Source organism: Pantoea phosphatilytica, from assembly GCF_051025615.1.
GTDB lineage: Bacteria > Pseudomonadota > Gammaproteobacteria > Enterobacterales > Enterobacteriaceae > Pantoea.
This window is the reverse complement of sequence record NZ_JBPFDF010000008.1, coordinates 87,214-105,654: the sequence shown is the minus strand read 5'-3', so window position 1 is coordinate 105,654 and position 18,441 is coordinate 87,214. Positions and strand designations below refer to the sequence as shown.

Annotated in this window: 13 protein-coding genes; 5 read left to right on the top strand and 8 right to left on the bottom strand. The window is 58.7% G+C overall.

The genetic code is table 11. From position 1 onward, the window contains the following. Positions 1-67 precede the first annotated feature (67 nt). The 4 genes from argH to argC all read right to left on the bottom strand — a co-directional run bounded on the left by argH (position 68) and on the right by argC (position 4,569). Positions 68-1,441 (bottom strand): argininosuccinate lyase, encoded by a 1,374-nt coding sequence (gene argH / locus ACR6AS_RS20015; RefSeq protein ID WP_111140427.1) that lies wholly within the window; start codon positions 1,439-1,441, stop codon positions 68-70. A gap of 90 nt (positions 1,442-1,531) precedes the next feature. Next, entirely contained in the window at positions 1,532-2,749 is a 1,218-nt protein-coding gene (locus ACR6AS_RS20010) for an argininosuccinate synthase (protein WP_111140426.1), read from the bottom strand. A 24-nt stretch (positions 2,750-2,773) separates the two neighbouring features. After that, a complete protein-coding gene (argB, locus tag ACR6AS_RS20005; protein WP_111140425.1) occupies positions 2,774-3,550 on the bottom strand; it encodes an acetylglutamate kinase in 777 nt (258 codons plus the stop codon). A 14-nt stretch (positions 3,551-3,564) separates the two neighbouring features. Then, positions 3,565-4,569 carry an N-acetyl-gamma-glutamyl-phosphate reductase gene (argC, locus tag ACR6AS_RS20000; RefSeq protein WP_434163546.1) on the bottom strand — a complete coding sequence of 335 codons (1,005 nt, stop codon included), beginning with the start codon at positions 4,567-4,569 and terminating at the stop codon, positions 3,565-3,567. Between the two features lie 167 nt (positions 4,570-4,736). On the opposite strand from argC, the gene argE reads away from it, so the two are divergent. Both argE and ppc read left to right on the top strand, forming a co-directional pair. After that, entirely contained in the window at positions 4,737-5,885 is a 1,149-nt protein-coding gene (gene argE, locus ACR6AS_RS19995; RefSeq protein WP_111140424.1) for an acetylornithine deacetylase, read from the top strand. Positions 5,886-6,237: 352 nt separating this feature from the next. Continuing rightward, positions 6,238-8,889 (top strand): phosphoenolpyruvate carboxylase, encoded by a 2,652-nt coding sequence (ppc, locus tag ACR6AS_RS19990; RefSeq protein ID WP_111140423.1) that lies wholly within the window; start codon positions 6,238-6,240, stop codon positions 8,887-8,889. A gap of 83 nt (positions 8,890-8,972) precedes the next feature. Here ppc and metF read toward each other — a convergent pair whose 3' ends face one another. From metF to metB, 3 genes are all read right to left on the bottom strand, one after another. Continuing rightward, positions 8,973-9,872: a methylenetetrahydrofolate reductase gene (gene metF, locus ACR6AS_RS19985; protein ID WP_111140422.1), complete on the bottom strand. Its 900-nt coding sequence runs from the start codon at positions 9,870-9,872 to the stop codon at positions 8,973-8,975. Positions 9,873-10,071: 199 nt separating this feature from the next. After that, a complete protein-coding gene (locus ACR6AS_RS19980) occupies positions 10,072-12,507 on the bottom strand; it encodes a bifunctional aspartate kinase/homoserine dehydrogenase II (protein WP_111140421.1) in 2,436 nt (811 codons plus the stop codon). 2 nt (positions 12,508-12,509) lie between these two features. Beyond that, positions 12,510-13,670 (bottom strand): cystathionine gamma-synthase, encoded by a 1,161-nt coding sequence (metB, locus tag ACR6AS_RS19975; RefSeq protein WP_111140420.1) that lies wholly within the window; start codon positions 13,668-13,670, stop codon positions 12,510-12,512. A 273-nt stretch (positions 13,671-13,943) separates the two neighbouring features. Here metB and metJ point away from each other — a divergent pair, with 273 nt between their 5' ends. Beyond that, positions 13,944-14,261 carry a met regulon transcriptional regulator MetJ gene (gene metJ, locus ACR6AS_RS19970; protein WP_009088019.1) on the top strand — a complete coding sequence of 106 codons (318 nt, stop codon included), beginning with the start codon at positions 13,944-13,946 and terminating at the stop codon, positions 14,259-14,261. A 241-nt stretch (positions 14,262-14,502) separates the two neighbouring features. Here metJ and rpmE read toward each other — a convergent pair whose 3' ends face one another. Then, positions 14,503-14,718: a 50S ribosomal protein L31 gene (gene rpmE / locus ACR6AS_RS19965; protein WP_003851227.1), complete on the bottom strand. Its 216-nt coding sequence runs from the start codon at positions 14,716-14,718 to the stop codon at positions 14,503-14,505. A 226-nt stretch (positions 14,719-14,944) separates the two neighbouring features. Between rpmE and priA the strand changes: the two genes are divergently transcribed. Together priA and cytR are read left to right on the top strand one after the other, a co-directional pair. After that, the gene (gene priA, locus ACR6AS_RS19960; protein ID WP_111140419.1) at positions 14,945-17,140 is read left to right on the top strand and encodes a primosomal protein N'; all 2,196 of its coding nucleotides are present in this window, start codon (positions 14,945-14,947) and stop codon (positions 17,138-17,140) included. 164 nt (positions 17,141-17,304) lie between these two features. Next, positions 17,305-18,342, top strand: coding sequence for a DNA-binding transcriptional regulator CytR (cytR, locus tag ACR6AS_RS19955; protein WP_434163545.1), 1,038 nt, complete (start codon positions 17,305-17,307; stop codon positions 18,340-18,342). Positions 18,343-18,441: the final 99 nt, after the last annotated feature.

The following is an 18,441-nucleotide window of genomic DNA, read 5'->3' as shown; positions in this document are numbered from 1 at the left end:
AAAAGTAGTTGTTATGAAGCTAGAGGTTGGCGGGCATCTGAAATGCCCGCTTTTTTTTATCTGCAGATTACGCCAGACGCTGTTTTGCCTCATTGATGGCACGCGCAACCTGCTGCGGAGAGACACCGCCCTGCGCATTACGCTTATCCAGACAGGATTGCAGCGCCAGGATCGGATAGACATCCTCACCAATTACCGTGCTGTACTGCTGCAGCGTCGCCAGCGGCAGGGCCTCCAGCGCCACACCCTCGCCAATCGCGGCCACGACCACTTCGCCAACGATATGGTGCGCTTCACGGAACGGCACCCCTTTGGCAACCAGATAGTCCGCCAGCTCGGTGGAGTTTGCATAACCCTGTTCGGCGGCCTCCTGGCAGCGCGGACGTTTAACCTGCAGACCATCCAGCACCAGCACCGACATATGCAGACAGTCGAGCCAGGTGTCGAGTGCGTCGAACAGCCCCTCTTTGTCTTCCTGCATATCTTTGTTATACGCCAGCGGCAGCCCCTTCAGCGTCATCATCATCCCGGTCAGCGCGCCCTGCACCCGACCGCACTTGCCGCGAATCAGCTCCAGCGCATCCGGGTTTTTCTTCTGCGGCATTAAAGAGGAGCCAGAGGTGACTTTATCTGACAACTCGATAAAGCCCGCTTCGCCGGTATTAAAGAAAATCATATCTTCGGCAAAGCGTGACAGATGCACCATGCCAATCGCGGCATCGGAGAGCAGCTCCAGCACATGGTCGCGGTCTGAGACGGTGTCCAGACTGTTGCGTGTGGCGGACGCAAAGCCCAGCCAGCCTGCCAGCTGCTGACGGTCGATCTCGTAAGCGGTACCGGCCAGGGCGCCGCAGCCCAGCGGGCTGACATCCAGCCGCTTCAGCGTATCCTGCAGACGGCTCTCATCGCGCGCCAGCATTTCCACATAGGCGAGACACCAGTGGGCAAACGTCACCGGCTGAGCACGCTGCAGGTGGGTATAGCCCGGCATCACCGCATCCTGGTTGGCTTCCGCCGTCACCACCAGCGCCTGCTGCAGATCGCGCGTTGCGCCCAGCAGCGCCTCAACCTGCACCTTGCACCAGAGCTTCAGATCGGTCGCGACCTGATCGTTACGGCTACGGCCGGTGTGCAGTTTTTTACCCAGCGCGCCGACCTTGTCAATCAGTTGACCTTCCACCCAGCTGTGAATATCTTCGGCATCGCTCTGCAGGATCTGCTCAGGATTTTCACGCACGTCCTGCAGTAACGCATTCAGGGCTGCTTCCAGCTGCTGCTGCTCATCCTGAGTCAGGACATTCACCGTTACCAGCGCTTTGGACCAGGCAACAGAGCCAATGATGTCCTGCTCTGCCAGGCGGTAATCGAAGCGCAGCGAGTCGTTGAACTGTTTGAAACGTTGATCTGCTGCCTGAGTAAACCGTCCACCCCAAAGTGCCATGTGAAAACTCCTCTGAATCGTTAAACAAGAGGCGGCATAAATGCCGCCCCTGAAGTGAAACTGTGGGGCGGGGCGTACCCCGCCCGAAAATTACTTCTTCTGCTCGTTCAGGGCACGAATGCGCGACGAGAGTGAGAACAGACGGATGAAGCCGCCCGCATGACGGTGATCGTAAACTTCATCTTCACCGAAGGTCGCGAACTCTTCTGAGTAGAGGCTGTTCGCAGAACGCTTCTGGGTCGCGGTTGCCTGGCCTTTAAAGAGCTGCAGAACCACTTCACCGTTAACCTCTTCCGCCAGCGATTCGGCAGCCGCCTGAATCGACTTACGCAGCGGTGCAAACCAGCGACCATCATAAACAACGTAGGACATTTCATGGCCCAGCTGCTCACGCCATTTGAAGCTGTCGCGATCCAGAACCAGCTGCTCTACCGCACGCAGGGCGTTGACCATGATGGTGCCGCCAGGCGTTTCATAGCAGCCGCGCGATTTAATGCCGACCAGACGGTTTTCAACGATATCGATACGGCCCACGCCATGCTTCGCGCCGAGCACGTTGAGTTTTTCCAGACACTGGAACGGACTCATTTTTTCGCCGTTGACGGCGACCACACGGCCTTTCTCAACGGTCACGGTCACATCTTCAGGCTGATCGGGCGCCTCCAGCGGATCGACCGTCCAGACCCAGCAATCTTTGTTCGGTGCATTGGCCGGGCTTTCCAGCACGCCGCCCTCGGTGGAGATGTGCCACGCGTTTTCGTCACGGCTGTAGATTTTTTCCAGCGACGCGGTCGTCGGGATGTTGCGCTCTTTCAGGTAGTCCAGCAGGGCTTCGCGTGAACGCAGATTCCACTCACGCCACGGTGCCACCACTTTCAGCTGCGGAGCCAGCGCGGTGTAGGTGGTTTCAAAACGCACCTGGTCATTCCCTTTACCGGTTGCGCCGTGGCACAGCGCATCGGCACCCACTTTCAGCGCCAGCTCAACCTGCGCTTTTGCGATGATAGGACGCGCCATTGAGGTGCCCAGCAGGTAGGTGCCTTCATACAGGGCGCCGGTCTGCAGTACCGGATAGACATAGTCGCTGATGAACTCTTCACGCAGGTCAACCACATGGCACTCCGAGGCGCCGGACTGCAGGGCTTTCTTCTCCACACCTTCCAGATCGCCGCGCTCCTGACCGATATCCGCCACAAAAGCGACCACTTCACAGCCGCCGTAGTTCTCTTTCAGCCATGGAATGATGGCTGAGGTATCCAGACCGCCGGAGTAAGCCAGAACGATTTTTTTGATGTTTTGCGTTTGCATTTCGTAATCCTTGAATCAGAGTCGTTAAGCGAGAATCCGGGTGCCAATCGACACGCCGTTAAACAGGTCAGGCAGCCGCTCGGCGTGACGCCAGCTGGCAATATCCACCGGGCGGCCCAGGGTACGCGCCGCATCAAGCGCAGCGTGTACCTTCACAATCATGCCATCGGTGATAATGCCCTGGGTAATCAGCTGTTCAGCTTTATCGGCCGTCATCTCTTCAATGCGCTGGCCTTTACCGTCGAGAATACCACTGACGTCAGACAGCAGAACCAAATCCGCGCCCAGCGTCGAGGCGAGTGCGGTCGCCGCCTGGTCCGCGTTGACGTTCATCAGTTCACCGCTGTCAGTAATACCGATTGAGCTGACTACCGGCAGATAACCGGCCGCCAGCAGGGTGTTCAGCAGAGCCGGATCGCCCGGCATCGCGTGGCCGACATGGCCGAGCTCTTCGTCAAACGGGGTGACGTTGACGATGCCCGCATCACCCAGGCAGAGGCCCACCGCGCGGATACCCGATTTTTTTGCCCATGCCAGCAGGGTTTTGTTAGCGGTTCCCGCCAGCGCACCGGTAATAATGTCGATCTGGTCGGCAGGCGTGACACGCAGGCCGTTTTTCTTCGTCACCGGCAGCGCCAGCTTTTTCATCAGTTCGTCCACCAGGCAACCGCCACCGTGGACAATGATCAGCGGACGCTGATGGGCGCTGCGCCAGGTGAGCAGCGCGTCAAACAGGCGGGCCAGCGCTTCTTCGCTGTCTAACAGCACACCGCCCAGCTTGATAATCAATGGATTGGTCATGGTTTAGTTATCCGTTAAATCAGTGACTGCGTTTCAGGGAAGCCGAACCGGATGTTCAGGCACTGTACCGCCTGCGATGCCGCGCCTTTCAGCAGATTATCTTCGGCGGCCACTACAATCAGATGCTCGCCCTGCATCTCAAAACCGATATCGCAGAAGGGCTGACCCACAACGGCTTTCAGCGCAGGTACGCCCTGCTCATAGAACCGCACCAGCGGTTTATCATCATAGGCGCGATGGAACACTGCGGCGACATCATCACGGCTGACACCCGCTTTCAGACGACAGGTAATGGTCGCCAGAATACCGCGAGGGAAACTCCCCAGATGCGGCGTGAAGATCACCGGCGTAGCGAGGTGCGCGACAATTTCCGGATGATGGCGATGATTGAACAGGCCGTAAGGCTGCAGGCTGACCTCGCAGAAGCTGGTGCCGACATTGGCTTTACGCCCGGCACCGCTCACGCCGCTGGTGGCATTGATGACCGGCCACTGCGCGTCGTTTAACAGTCCGGCATCCACCAGTGGCTTCAGTGCCAGCTGAGCGGCAGTCGGGTAGCAGCCGGGCACGGCCACCAGCTGCGCCTGCTGAATCTTCTCGTGCTGATATTCCGCCAGGCCGTAAACGGCCTTATCCAGCCACTCGCCATGCTGATGGGTGAAGCCATAGAAGCGGGTGTAGAAGTCGGCGTCGTTGACGCGGAAGGCGCCCGACAGATCGAACACCACGCAACCGGCCTTGAGAAATTCGGGCGCCAGATCGTGGCTGACTTCATGGGCGGTCGCCAGGAACACCACATCCACTTTGCCCGCCCACTCCGCCGCGCTGCTGAGCGGCTGCAGCGGGAGATCCACCACGCCTTTCAGCTGCGGATGGAGGTCGGACAGGCGCTTACCGGCATCAGGACTTTGCGCGGAAACCGCCAAAGCGGTTATGTTGATATGTGGATGACGATTCAGGAAGGTGGCTAGCTCTGTACCAGCGTAACCACTGGCACCAACGATCAGCGTATTCAACATCAGGCTGTAACCCTTTTTACAGTCGCACATTCCGGGTCGCGGCCTTGCCCCGTTACCCACCCTGTCATCTGCAGCGATTTAAGGTTCCCTTGCAGAGGACGTTAATGTATTTTTATTCACTATTACTGCATGAATATGGATACATCCTAACCCAAGGACCGCCAACAGTGAAGACAAAATTACCGCCTTTTATTGAACTGTACAGCCAGTTAATCGCCACACCCTCGATCAGCGCAACCGATGCCGCACTGGATCAGAGTAATGAAACTTTAATCAGTTTGCTGGCAGGCTGGTTCCGCGACCTCGGCTTCAGCGTTGAAGTGCAGCCGGTGCCGGGAACGCGCAACAAATTTAATATGCTGGCGCGCACCGGTAGCGGCGCGGGCGGCCTGCTGCTGGCGGGTCATACCGACACCGTGCCCTTTGATGATGGCCGCTGGACACGCGATCCTTTTACCCTGACCGAGCACGACAACAAGCTCTATGGTCTGGGCACGGCCGATATGAAAGGGTTCTTCGCCTTTATTCTCGATACGCTGCGCGATGTGGATGTCAGCACGCTGAGTAAGCCGCTCTATATTCTTGCCACGGCGGATGAAGAGACCACCATGGCCGGAGCCAAATATTTTTCTGAATCGACGCAGCTGCGCCCCGACTGCGCCATCATTGGTGAACCGACCTCGCTTAAGCCGGTCCGTGCGCACAAAGGCCATCTGTCGAACGTGATCCGTATCGAAGGAAAATCGGGCCACTCCAGCGATCCGGCGCGTGGCGTTAACGCTATCGAGCTGATGCATGAGTCGATCACCCACCTGATGCAGCTCCGCACGACGCTGCAGGAGCGCTATCACCACGATGGCTTTGCCATCCCCTATCCCACCATGAATTTCGGTCATATTCATGGCGGTGATGCGGCGAACCGTATCTGCGCCTGCTGTGAACTGCACATGGATATCCGTCCGCTGCCCGGCCTGTCGCTTGGCGATCTCGACGGGCTGCTGAATGAGGCGCTGGCCCCGGTCAGCGCCCGCTGGCCAGGGCGTGTCACCGTGGCCGAGCTGCATCCGCCAATCCCGGGTTATGAGTGTCCGGCTAATCATGAGCTGGTCAGTGTGGTCGAAAAACTGCTGGGCACGCCTACCGAAATCGTTAACTACTGCACCGAAGCGCCGTTTATTCAGCAGCTCTGTCCGACGCTGGTACTGGGGCCAGGTTCAATTAATCAGGCACATCAGCCAGATGAGTTTATCGATACGGCATTTATTAAGCCGACGCGGGCGCTTATCAGTCAGGTTGTGCAGCATTTTTGTCACTGATTAACAGCAAATGGGGCATTTCACTGCAATAACAGCAAAATGCCCCCTCAATCTGCGGGATTTAACAATAAGAATAACTTATCCCGCTTCACTCCCCATAAATACCAATAATTCCCGTTATTTAGCCGCTACTTCGCCGCACTTTATCTCATTTGACGAATGCAACATTACGTGGCTAGATACAAGACGATGTTATACCCACCGGGTGATTATCCAGAGCGTTTCAGAAAGCGGACAGGCGGCAACGGCGCCGGTTCCCCTCCGTGTGCCGGGAACAACACGTTGCTGATTTTCGGCTGCCTGAAAGGTCGGGTGTAGAAGTTTTTCAAGACGATAAGGGTGTCAGGGTCCAATGAACGAACAATATTCCGCAATGCGAAGTAATGTCAGTATGCTCGGCAAACTGCTCGGGGATACGATTAAGGATGCACTGGGCGAGAACATCCTCGACCAGGTGGAAACCATCCGTAAGCTCTCCAAGTCATCCCGCGCAGGCAATGACACTCATCGTAAAGAACTGCTCAATACGCTGCAGAACCTCTCCAACGAGGAGCTCCTGCCGGTGGCGCGCGCGTTCAGCCAGTTCCTTAATCTGACTAACGTAGCGGAGCAGTATCAGACCATCTCGCAGAGTGGCGAGGGTGAGAACCATCCTGAACTGCTGAAAAAGACCTTTGATACCCTGAAGCAGCAGAAAGATATTCGCGAAAGCGACATCCTGACGGCGATTGAGTCGCTGTCGCTGGAGCTGGTGCTGACTGCCCACCCGACCGAAATCACCCGCCGTACGCTGATCCACAAGCTGGTTGAGGTCAACAGCTGCCTGAAACAGCTCGATCACAGCGATGTCTCCGACTACGAACGTAATCAGATCATGCGCCGTCTGCGCCAGCTGGTCGCCCAGGCGTGGCATACCGATGAGATCCGTAAATATCGCCCTACCCCGATCGACGAAGCGAAATGGGGCTTTGCCGTGGTGGAAAACAGCCTGTGGGAAGGCGTTCCCGCCTTTCTGCGTGAACTGAACGAGCAGGTCGAAGAGGCGTTCGGCATCAGACTGCCGGTCGATTTCGTGCCGGTTCAGTTCACCTCCTGGATGGGCGGTGACCGCGACGGCAATCCGAATGTGACGGCGTCGATTACCCGTCATGTGATGCAATTAAGCCGCTGGAAAGCCACCGACCTGTTCCTGCGCGATATTGGCGTGCTGATCTCTGAGCTGTCGATGTCAGAGTGCAGCGAAGAGATCCGCGAACTCAGCGGCGATCCGGAGGCGCTGGAACCCTATCGAGTGATTCTGAAACGCCTGCGCAGCCAGCTGATGAACACGCAGTCGTTCCTGGAGCATCGCCTGAAAGGGGAACGCCTGCCGCGTCCGGCCGACCTGCTGGTGTCTAACGACCAGCTGTGGGATCCGCTGTTCGCCATCTATCAGTCCCTGCAGAAGTGCGGCATGGGCATCATCGCTAACGGCCAGCTGCTCGATACGCTGCGCCGCGTGAAATGTTTTGGCGTGCCGCTGGTGCGTATCGATCTGCGCCAGGAGAGCACCCGTCACACTGAAGCGATTGCAGAAGTGACCCGCTACCTGGGCCTGGGCGATTACGAGAGCTGGTCCGAAGCGGATAAGCAGGCTTTCCTGATCCGTGAACTGAACTCCAAACGTCCGCTGCTGCCCCGCAACTGGGAACCAGGCGATGAAACGCGTGAAGTGCTGGAGACCTGTCGCGTCGCGGCCGAAGCGCCACAGGGCTCTATCGCCGCCTATGTCATTTCGATGGCGAAAACCCCCTCTGACGTGCTGGCCGTTCACCTGCTGCTGAAAGAAGCCGGTATCAGCTATGCGATGCCGGTGGCGCCGCTTTTCGAAACGCTGGATGACCTGAACAACGCTAACGACGTCATGAGCCAGCTGCTGAGCATCGACTGGTATCGCGGCTTTATTCAGGGCAAGCAGATGGTGATGATTGGCTACTCTGACTCGGCGAAAGATGCCGGTGTGATGGCCGCCAGCTGGGCGCAGTATCAGGCGCAGGATGCCCTGATCAAAACCTGCGAGAAAGCCGGGATCTCCCTGACGCTGTTCCACGGACGCGGAGGCAGCATTGGCCGTGGCGGTGCGCCTGCTCATGCAGCACTGCTGTCACAACCACCGGGCAGCCTGCGTGGCGGTCTGCGCGTGACCGAACAGGGTGAGATGATCCGCTTTAAGTATGGATTACCTGAGGTGACTATCGCCAGCCTGTCGCTCTACACCGGCGCGATTCTGGAAGCGAACCTGATGCCGCCGCCGGAGCCGAAACGCGAATGGCGCGACATTATGAATCAGCTCTCGGCTGACTCCTGCGCGATGTACCGCGGTTACGTGCGTGAAAATGCTGATTTCGTGCCCTATTTCCGTTCGGCCACGCCGGAACAGGAGCTGGGTAAACTGCCACTGGGCTCGCGTCCGGCCAAGCGCCGGCCAACCGGCGGCGTGGAGTCGCTGCGTGCTATTCCCTGGATCTTCGCCTGGACGCAGAACCGCCTGATGCTGCCCGCGTGGCTGGGTGCCGGTGCGGCTCTGCAGCAGGCGATGGCGGCAGGCCATCAGGATCAGCTTGAGGCGATGTGCCGCGACTGGCCGTTCTTCTCTACCCGTCTGGGGATGCTGGAGATGGTCTTCTCGAAAGCGGACCTGTGGCTGGCGGAATACTATGATCAGCGGCTGGTGGATAAATCGCTCTGGCCGCTGGGCAAACAGCTGCGCGATCAGCTTGATGCGGATATCAAAGCAGTGCTGACCATCGCCAACGACTCGCACCTGATGGCTGACCAGCCGTGGATTGCCGAGTCGATCGCGCTGCGTAACGTCTATACCGACCCGCTTAACGTGCTGCAGGCGGAATTGCTGCATCGTTCACGCGCCCAGGAAGCGCGCGGCGAAGAGCCGGATGCCCGTGTGGAGCAGGCACTGATGGTCACCATCGCCGGTGTTGCCGCCGGGATGCGTAACACCGGTTAATCCGGCGCTGATGAGCGTCGGCGGGCAGTGATAAAAAAAAGTCGGGCGATGCCCGACTTTTTTATTGTCTGCGCGTGGCGCGATTATGCCGCCGCAGCAGCAGGCCGTACGCCCAGGGTGTGGCAGATGGCGTAACTCATTTCAGCCCGGTTCAGCGTATAGAAATGAAAATCTTTCACCCCCTCGCGCGACAGAATTTTCACCATATCCATGGCGATATTGGCCCCCACCATTTTGCGCGTCTCCGGATCGTTATCCAGCCCGGCAAACATTGCATGCATCCAGCCCGGCACACGCACATTAGTCAGTGTGGCAAAGCGTTGCAGCTGTCTGAAATTGGAGACCGGCAGGATGCCCGGCACGATTTCCACATCAATACCGGTCGCCACACAGCGATCGCGAAAACGTAAGTAGCTTTCCACGTCGAAGAAGAACTGGGTGATCGCCCGGCTGGCGCCCGCATCAATTTTGCGCTTCAGGTTAATCAGGTCAGCCTGGGCGCTTTTTGCTTCGGGATGCACTTCCGGATAGGCGGCGACGGAGATATCAAACTCGCCGACTTCTTTCAGCAGCGACACCAGATCGCTGCCATACATCTCCGGTTTGCCACTGCCGGGCGGCAGATCGCCGCGCAGCGCCACAATATGACGAATGCCATTGTTCCAGTAATCCTGTGCGATAGCGCGCAGCTCGTCACGCGTGGCATCGACACAGGTCAGATGGGGCGCTGCCTCCAGACCGGTACGATCTTTAATGCCTTTGATGATGCTGTGGGTGCGGTCGCGTTCCCCGGAGTTCGCGCCGTAGGTCACAGAAACGAATTTCGGCTTCAGGCTGCTCAGGCGATCGATAGAGCTCCACAGGGTCTCTTCCATTTCGTGGGTACGAGGCGGAAAGAACTCAAAGGAAACATTAATTTGCCCGTTCAGCTCTGCCAGGCTCTGGTTTAGCGCTTCGCGCTGATTAGCATGAAAGAAACTCATCCTGCACCCTCATCGATTAATAACCAGCCTGTAAACATCTACACGTTTAGACGTCCAGAAGTTCAAAATGACGCAATCTGCGTCTGCCGTCAACTTAAAAATAATCAACAGACGTGCGTCATTGTCAGCCAGCGTGAAGGTGGCTGCGCAGGGCAGAGGTAACGCATTGAAAACAGGCGCCGAAGCGCCTGAGGAGGCGTTAAAGCAGTTGGGCGAGGCGATTAATGTCTGACTGAATAGCGCCTGCGGTGACATCCCGGCCCGCGCCAGGCCCGCGGATCACCAGCGGGTTATCCCGATACCAGCGACTCTCAATTGCGAAGACGTTATCACACGGCAGCAGCGAGGCCAGCGGATGCTCCGGACGGACCGCTTCGATGCCCACGCGCGCCTTGCCGTTCGCGTCAAAGCGGGCGACGTAACGCAGCACCAGATCCATCTCCTGCGCGGCTTCCAGTCGCTGCAGCATCTGTTCGTTCAGCTCTTCGCCGTTTTCAAAGAAGTGGTCAACCGAACCCTGCTGACAGTTGTCAGGCACCAGCGACTCCACCCGCACCTGATCCGGCTCGATGTTATAGCCCGCCTCACGCGCCAGGATCACCAGCTTACGCATCACATCCTGACCTGAGAGGTCAGCGCGCGGATCGGGCTCGGTTAATCCCTGCTGCCACGCCTGATCCACCAGCTCGGTAAAGGGCACGGTGCCGTCAAACTGCAGGAACAGCCAGGAGAGCGTCCCGGAGAAAATTCCGCTGATGGCCAGAATGGTATCGCCGCTGTCGCGCAGATCGCGCACGGTATAGTTGATAGGCAGACCCGCGCCCACCGTTGCGTTATAGAGCCAGTGACGCCCGGTTTTGGTAAAAGCATCCCGGATCTGCCGCCATGTCTGACTGTCGGAGGCCCCCGCGACCTTGTTGGCACTGATCACATGGAAACCGTGGCTGGCGAAGTCGAGATATTGCTGCGCCAGCGGGGTGCTGGCGGTGACATCCAGCACCACCAGATCATCAAACGGATGGGCGCGCATCCAGAGGAACAGCGACTCCTCATCGCGCTCCACGGCCTCGTCATCAAAGAAGGCGAGCGCCCGGCTGGCATCCAGCCCCTCATAGCTCAGCAGGCTGCGACGGCTGTCCGCCACGCCCGCCAGCAAAAATTCAAAGCCGGTACGCGCTGACAGTGTCTCCTGCTCACGGGCAAACAGCTCCAGCCAGCGCGAACCGATATTGCCTTTGCCAAACAGCATCAGGCCGATGCGCTTTTCAGCACGGAACAGCGACTGATGCAGCCCCTGGATCAGATGCCGGGTCGGCCCGACGCGCAGCACTGCCACCACGCTGATGTGCTCTTCTGACTGCCAGATGAACTCGATCGGCTGATCTTTTAACTGCTGCCAGAAGCGATGGGTATGCAGCGGGTTGCGGGTGACGCCTGCGCCAACCAGCGCCACCAGCGCCAGCCCGTCGCGCAGCTGCAGATGACCCGGTAAACCCGCGTCCTGCAGCAGCGCAAAGGCGCTGTTGACCACTTCGGAGGTATAGCAGAGTTGCAGAAGCTGGCGATCCGGATGCACACCAAATGCCAGCGGACGCAGCTGCGCTCGCTTCAGCAGCAGGTCGATCTCTTTATGCAGGATCGCGAAGTCATGCTGCTCCGGGAGCTGAATCTCGATCAGGCAGACATCGTCGTGGCTGGTGACGATCCGCGCACCGGTACCGGAAGCCAGGACGCGTTCAATACGGGTAGACCCCTGCTCCGGCTGATAACTGCAACGCAGCTGCAGATCGATATCGCTGCCGGAGACCGGCTGCAGGGTGCGGGTGTGCAGCACCGGGGCCGCCAGGCGCGCCAGCTCGCTGGCTTCATCCAGCCTTAACAGCGGCAGCAGACAGGCGTCCGAAACTTTACGGGGATCGGCGCTGTAGACGCCCGCCACGTCGCTCCAGATGGTGACACGGCCTACACCCGCCAGCGCACCAATCTGTGTGGCGGAGTAGTCGGAGCCGTTGCGGCCCAGCAGCACCGTTTCACCGGCGTCGTTGCGGCTGATAAATCCGGTGACCACGATGCGCTTGTGAGGATGCTGCGCCAGCAAGGTCTGCAGCAGCGGCCAGGACTTGCCCTCATCCACCTGCGGCTGAGCTGCACGTTCAGCCCGCAGAAACTCGCGTGCATCCAGCCAGCAGGCCTGCAGATCGCGCTGGCTCAGCACCGCAGACATCAGGCGCGCCGACCAGATTTCACCATGTCCGACCACTTCGGCGTAGACCGCATCGGTGATCGGCGCATCCAGCAGGGCAGCCAGCTTCTCCAGATCGCGAATAAACGCGCCGATCAGCGGTTCCGCAACTTCAGCAGGCAGGAGCGCACTAATCAGCTCGCTCTGGTAGCGCCGTAACGCCTGTTGCACCTGGTGCGCAGAGAGGCGATCGCTCTGGCTCAGCGTCAGCCAGCTTATCAGCTGGTTGGTGGTTGAGCCGGCGGCAGAGACCACCATCAGGTCGCCCGGCTGGCTGTAGTCCGCCATAATGCTGGCAACGCGCTGGTAGCAGCGTGCATCGGCCAGGCTGCTGCCGCCAAACTTGTGCAACTGCCGGATATCTGGCGTTCCTGCGCCTGCTGAAATCATCATGCTTAACCCTCGGCTGCGACCCGGAATGCATTATCCAGATCGGCTATTAAATCTTCGTGATCTTCGATGCCGACAGAAACCCGCAGCAGCGTATCGGAAATGCCCGCTGCCGCGCGTGCTTCTGCTGACATCCCCGCGTGCGTCATGGTGGCGGTATGGGAGATCAGACTCTCCACACCGCCCAGCGATTCGGCCAGCGTAAACAGCCGCAACGCTTTCAGGAAGCGACGCAGCAGCGCCTCATCACCCTCGACCTCAAAACTCAGCATGGCACCAAAGCCGCGCTGCTGACGTACGGCATATTCGTGTCCGGCGTTCTCCGGCAGCGAAGGATGATACAACTTTTTCACCAGCTTCTGCTGCTGCAGATATGCCACAATCGCCAGGGCATTACGTTGCGCCGCCGCAATACGTGGTGCGAGAGTACGAATCCCGCGCAGCAGCAGATAACTGTCAAACGCCGCGCCGGTTACGCCGATATTGTTCGCCCACCAGGCCAGATCGGTCGCGTGCTGCGGATCGCGGGCAATCACCGCACCCGCAACCACGTCGGAGTGACCATTCAGGTATTTGGTGCAGGAGTGAATAACCAGGTCGGCGCCCAGCGCCAGCGGGTTCTGCAGGGCCGGACTCATAAAGGTATTGTCGACAACGCTGACGGCACCCGCCGCGCGTGCCGCCGCGCAAATCCCGCTGATATCGACCACGCGCAGCAGCGGATTGCTGGGGCTTTCAATCAGCACCAGCTTAGGTTTTTCATCCAGCGCCGCCTGCAGCGCCACCGGATCACCCTGATCGACAAATTTCACCCGATACGCGCCGCGTTTGCTCAGGCTGTCAAACAGCCGATAGCTGCCGCCGTAGCAGTCGTGTGGCGCAACCAGCAGATCGCCAGGCTTCAGGAACAGCGTACTCACCAGATGAATCGCCGACATGCCGGTATTGGTTAATACCGCACCCGCTCCCCCTTCCAGTTCCGCCAGCGTACGCTGAACAACATCACGCGTCGGGTTACCACGACGGGAGTAGTCATGCGCGCGCGGCTCATTGAAATCCAGGAAGTTATAGGTCGTCGAGAGGTGAATGGGCGGGACAACGCAGCCATACTGTTCGTCATCATTCAGACCGCTGCGCACTGCGATAGTTGCCGGTTTACGCGTCATGAGCGAATTGTTCCTGAAGAGTGAAGAAAATGTAGCACACAGGATATCACCCCTTAATTAGACGTCAATACATCTGGACATCTAAATGTCTTTGCGTATAGATTGAGCAAACCCGCAATAACCGCTAAAATTATGCGTCATCGCCTGGCGTTCCCCTCTGTGCAGCAGAGGTTGTGAGCGAAGAAAACCCGCCATATCAGGGGTCAGGCAGGAAAAAATCAGGCATAATCCGCTGATTTCCTCACATTTAACGTTTATTAATTAAGGTAACCCATGGCTGAATGGAACGGCGAATATATCAGCCCGTACGCTGAGCACGGTAAGAAGAGCGAGCAGGTCAAGAAGATAACGGTTTCTATCCCCTTGAGTGTGCTGAAGATTTTAACGGATGAGCGTACCCGTCGTCAGGTGAACAATCTGCGCCACGCGACCAACAGCGAATTGCTTTGCGAAGCTTTTTTACATGCTTTCACGGGCCAGCCGCTGCCGGATGACGTTGACCTGCGCAAAGAGCGCAGCGATGAGATCCCGGAAGAGGCAAAAGCGATCATGCGCCAGATGGGCGTCGATCCGGACACCTGGGAATATTAATCCGTCAGGCTCCTTCGCTTTACCCGTTTCAGAGAAGCAGGCTCCGCTCAGGGAGCCGCTTTCCTGACCCGCCCTGCTCCGCTTATGCCCGCTTCAGTTCACAATATTCAGACGTTCACGCTGTCGCCGGCCTGGTCAGGCTGCCGGGAGAGGGTTTTCGCCATCACGCAGACATAAAAAAACCCAGCCGAAGCTGGGTCTTTTCTGCCGCCGAACCCGCAGGTTCAGGTGCCTTTTAATCTTATTTTTTAGCGCCTGGCACGCTGAAACGCTTGTTAAAGCGGTCAACACGGCCACCAGTTGCCACTTCACGCTGCTTACCGGTATAGAACGGGTGGCATTTGCCACAAACGTCCAGGTTCAGTTCGTGAGTCAGAGTAGAACGGGTGTGAATCTCGTTGCCGCAGGTACATTTGATAGTAACTGCTTCGTATTTCGGGTGAATACCTTGTTTCATGGGAAACCTCATAAAAGGCCGTGTCGCTCTCCGTGCCAGGCGTTAACCTGCACAGCACCACACGCGGTTGAACGTAAAAGTGTATACTCCGGCCAGATCTTTCTCACCGAAGGCCGCATATTATACAGATAACTTTTGATTGCTGCAAATCTATCCTGAGATACCCGCCAGCCGGGTACAGCGTGTACACTAGCTTTCCCGATGATTGAGCCGGAAAGAGAGAGTTATGCCCGTCGTTCAGGTTGCCCTGCCCGTCCCGTTGCCCCGCCTGTTTGATTATCTGCCGCCGCAGGGCGCGCAGCCGGTCATTGGCGGCCGCGTGAGTGTGCCCTTTGGCAATCGAAAAATGATCGGCATCGTGGTCGCCTTCCGCGACAGCAGCGACCTGCCGGAAGCGCAGCTCAGGCGGGTCGGCGAGGTGCTGGATAGCGAGTCACTCTTTCCGCCCTCGCTCTGGCGCATTTTGAACTGGGCCGCGCACTACTATCACTCGCCGCAGGGCGAAGTCCTGAGCCACGCAATTCCGGTGCTGCTGCGTCAGGGGAAAGCGGCGCAGGATACTCCGCTATGGCGCTGGGAAATCACCGAGCTGGGCCGGGCGACCGCGCCAGAGAGCCTGAAGCGGGCGCCTAAGCAGCAGCAGGCGCTGGCGGCACTGCGTCAGCAGCCGCTCTATCGTCATCAGACTGGCGATCACGATCTCACCGACGCGACCCTGCAGGCTCTGCGCGCCAAAGGGCTGTGCGAACTGCATGCGCATCAGCCGGACCGGCATGACTGGCGGTCAACCTATGCCGTCAAAGGCGAGCGTCTGCGCCTGAATACCGACCAGGCGATGGCCGTCGGCGCCATTCGGGCCGATGATGAGAACTATGCGGCCTGGCTGCTGGCGGGGATTACCGGTTCCGGCAAAACCGAGGTTTACCTCAGCGTACTGGAGAATGTGCTGGCGCGCGGTAAACAGGCGCTGGTGCTGGTGCCTGAGATTGGCCTGACCCCGCAGACTATCGCACGCTTTCGTGAACGTTTTGATGCCCCCATTGATGTGCTGCATTCCGCCCTGAACGACAGCGAGCGGCTGGCCGTCTGGTTGCGTGCGCGACGCGGCGAAACGGCGATTGTCATTGGAACCCGCTCGGCGCTGTTTACCCCGCTGGCGCGTCCCGGCGTCATTATTATTGATGAGGAGCATGACAGCTCCTACAAACAGCAGGAGGGCTGGCGCTATCAGGCGCGCGACCTGGCTGTCTTCCGCGCGCATGAAGAGAACATCCCGATTGTGATGGGCTCCGCGACACCGGCGCTGGAGACGCTGCACAACGTGCGCAGCGGCAAATATCGCCAGCTCGACCTGACAAAACGTGCCGGTAACGCCAGACCGGCGCTGCAACAGCTTATCGATTTAAAGGGCGTGCAGCTGATCGGCGGCCTGGCTCCAGGCCTGATCGCGAAAATGCGCCAGCACCTGCAGGCCGACAACCAGGTGCTGCTGTTTCTCAACCGCCGGGGGTTTTCGCCCGCCCTGCTCTGTCACGACTGCGGCTGGATTGCCGAGTGTACCCGCTGTGACCGCTACTACACGCTGCATCAGCATCATCGCCAGCTGCGCTGCCATCATTGCGACAGCCAGCGTCCGCTGCCCAATCAATGCCCGCAGTGCGGTTCGACCCATCTGCTGCCGGTCGGCGTGGGCACGGAGCAGCTTGAGCAGCAACTCGGCACCCTCTTCCCCGGCGTGCCGGTGTCGCGGATCGATCGCGACACCACCAGTCGCAAAGGGGCGCTGGAGCAGCATCTGGCCGACGTTCACCGCGGTGGCGCACGCATCCTGGTCGGCACTCAGATGCTGGCCAAGGGCCACCACTTCCCTGACGTCACGCTGGTGTCGCTGCTGGATGTCGACGGTGCGCTGTTCTCCGCGGACTTTCGTGCGGCGGAGCGCTTTGCCCAGCTCTACACTCAGGTCGCCGGGCGGGCTGGCCGGGCGGGCAAACAGGGCGAAGTTCTGCTGCAGACGCATCATCCGGAGCATCCGTTACTGCAGACGCTGCTGCATCAGGGCTATCCGGCGTTCGCCCAACAGGCGTTACTGGAGCGACAGGCGGTTCACCTGCCGCCCTGGAGCCGCCATGCGCTGTTCCGCGCCGAAGATATGGATAACCAGCAGGCAGCAGAGTTTCTGCAACAGCTTCGCAACCTGCTGGAGGCGAGTCCGCTGAATGATCAGGCTATGTGGTTTATGGGGCCTCTGCCCGCGCTGCAGCCCAAACGCAGCGGGCGCTGGCGCTGGCAGCTGCTCTTACAGCACCCCTCCCGCCAGCGTCTGCAGCAGTTGCTGAGCAGCTCGTTACCGCTGGTTTCAACCCTGCCCGCCGCCCGTAAGGTTAAATGGACGCTGGATATCGACCCGACGGAAAGCTGATTTTTTCTGACACTGCGAGCGGGATCGAAAATTGTCGCTTAAGTCACAATTTTTATGCAAATTAAGTAACAACCGGCCGGGCAATCGTTAACAATGTTGCCCGGTTTGCTTTTATGTCAGGCAAAAACAGAATCGAACGCGCCATAACGCGTCAGGAGCATGTGTTGGAGCAGAATCAACAACCGCCCGCCGCCACGATGAAGGATGTCGCGGAACACGCGGGTGTCTCAACCGCCACCGTATCGCGTGCGCTGATGAACCCGGAGAAAGTCTCTGCGGCCACCCGCCAGAAAGTCGAGCAGGCGGTTGCCGCCGTTGGCTATTCGGCTCATGGTCCCACACGCAATGCGCGTCGTAACGAGACGCGAACTATCCTGGTTATTGTCCCTGACATCTGCGATCCCTTTTTCAGCGAAATTATTCGTGGCGTTGAAGTCGCCGCTGCCGAAGAGGGCTATCTGGTCCTGATTGGCGACTGCGCCCATCAGAATCAGCAGGAGAGAACCTTTCTTAACCTGATGGTTACGCGGCAGATAGATGGCATGGTGCTGCTCGGTTCCCAGCTGCCCTTTGACGCCAGCATTGATGAGCAGCGCAATCTGCCGCCGATGGTGATGGCGAATGAGTTCGCGCCGGAGATGTCCCTGCCCTCGGTTCACATCGATAATCTGACCGCCGCCTTCGAAGCGGTGAATCATCTGCTACAGTTGGGCCACACGCAGATCGCCTGTATCGCCGGGCCGCAGGAGATGCCGCTCTGCCAGTATCGCCTGCAGGGCTACGTACAGGCGATGCGTCGCAGCGGGCTGACGGTCGATCCTGCCTATATCGTGCGTGGCGATTTTACGTTTGAAGCGGGTGTGGCTGCCATGAACCAGCTGATGACGCTGCCGCAGCCTCCGCGCGCACTGTTCTGCCACAGCGATATTATGGCGCTGGGCGCGATGAATCAGGCCAGACGCTGCGGCGTGCGGATACCGGAGGATCTCTCTGTGGTTGGCTTCGATGATATTGAGCTCTCCCGTTACTGCGAGCCGCCGCTCACAACGGTCACGCAGCCGCGTTACCAGATAGGCCGCGAAGCGATGCTGTTGCTGCTGGATGAGCTGAATGGCAAACGGGTGATCAGTGGCTCGCGGCTGCTGGATGCCGGTTTAACCATTCGGGGCAGCACAGCGCGCGCAAAAAAGCGTGAAAAATAAGCCTTTTCGTCTGATTCTTTTCAGTAGATTCTTAAGGCGAACACTGCTGGTCAAAGTTCCGACCCTTAAGTAACATGACGGACTCCTTGCCGGGCGCGT

Bases quoted from the DNA above. Each gene is read 5' to 3' on its own strand.
- argH (WP_111140427.1), bottom strand. From the start codon at position 1,441: ATGGCACTTTGGGGTGGACGGTTTACTCAGGCAGCAGATCAACGTTTC.
- ACR6AS_RS20010 (WP_111140426.1), bottom strand. From the start codon at position 2,749: ATGCAAACGCAAAACATCAAAAAAATCGTTCTGGCTTACTCCGGCGGT.
- argB (WP_111140425.1), bottom strand. From the start codon at position 3,550: ATGACCAATCCATTGATTATCAAGCTGGGCGGTGTGCTGTTAGACAGC.
- argC (WP_434163546.1), bottom strand. From the start codon at position 4,569: ATGTTGAATACGCTGATCGTTGGTGCCAGTGGTTACGCTGGTACAGAG.
- ppc (WP_111140423.1), top strand. From the start codon at position 6,238: ATGAACGAACAATATTCCGCAATGCGAAGTAATGTCAGTATGCTCGGC.
- metF (WP_111140422.1), bottom strand. From the start codon at position 9,872: ATGAGTTTCTTTCATGCTAATCAGCGCGAAGCGCTAAACCAGAGCCTG.
- ACR6AS_RS19980 (WP_111140421.1), bottom strand. From the start codon at position 12,507: ATGATGATTTCAGCAGGCGCAGGAACGCCAGATATCCGGCAGTTGCAC.
- metB (WP_111140420.1), bottom strand. From the start codon at position 13,670: ATGACGCGTAAACCGGCAACTATCGCAGTGCGCAGCGGTCTGAATGAT.
- metJ (WP_009088019.1), top strand. From the start codon at position 13,944: ATGGCTGAATGGAACGGCGAATATATCAGCCCGTACGCTGAGCACGGT.
- rpmE (WP_003851227.1), bottom strand. From the start codon at position 14,718: ATGAAACAAGGTATTCACCCGAAATACGAAGCAGTTACTATCAAATGT.
- priA (WP_111140419.1), top strand. From the start codon at position 14,945: ATGCCCGTCGTTCAGGTTGCCCTGCCCGTCCCGTTGCCCCGCCTGTTT.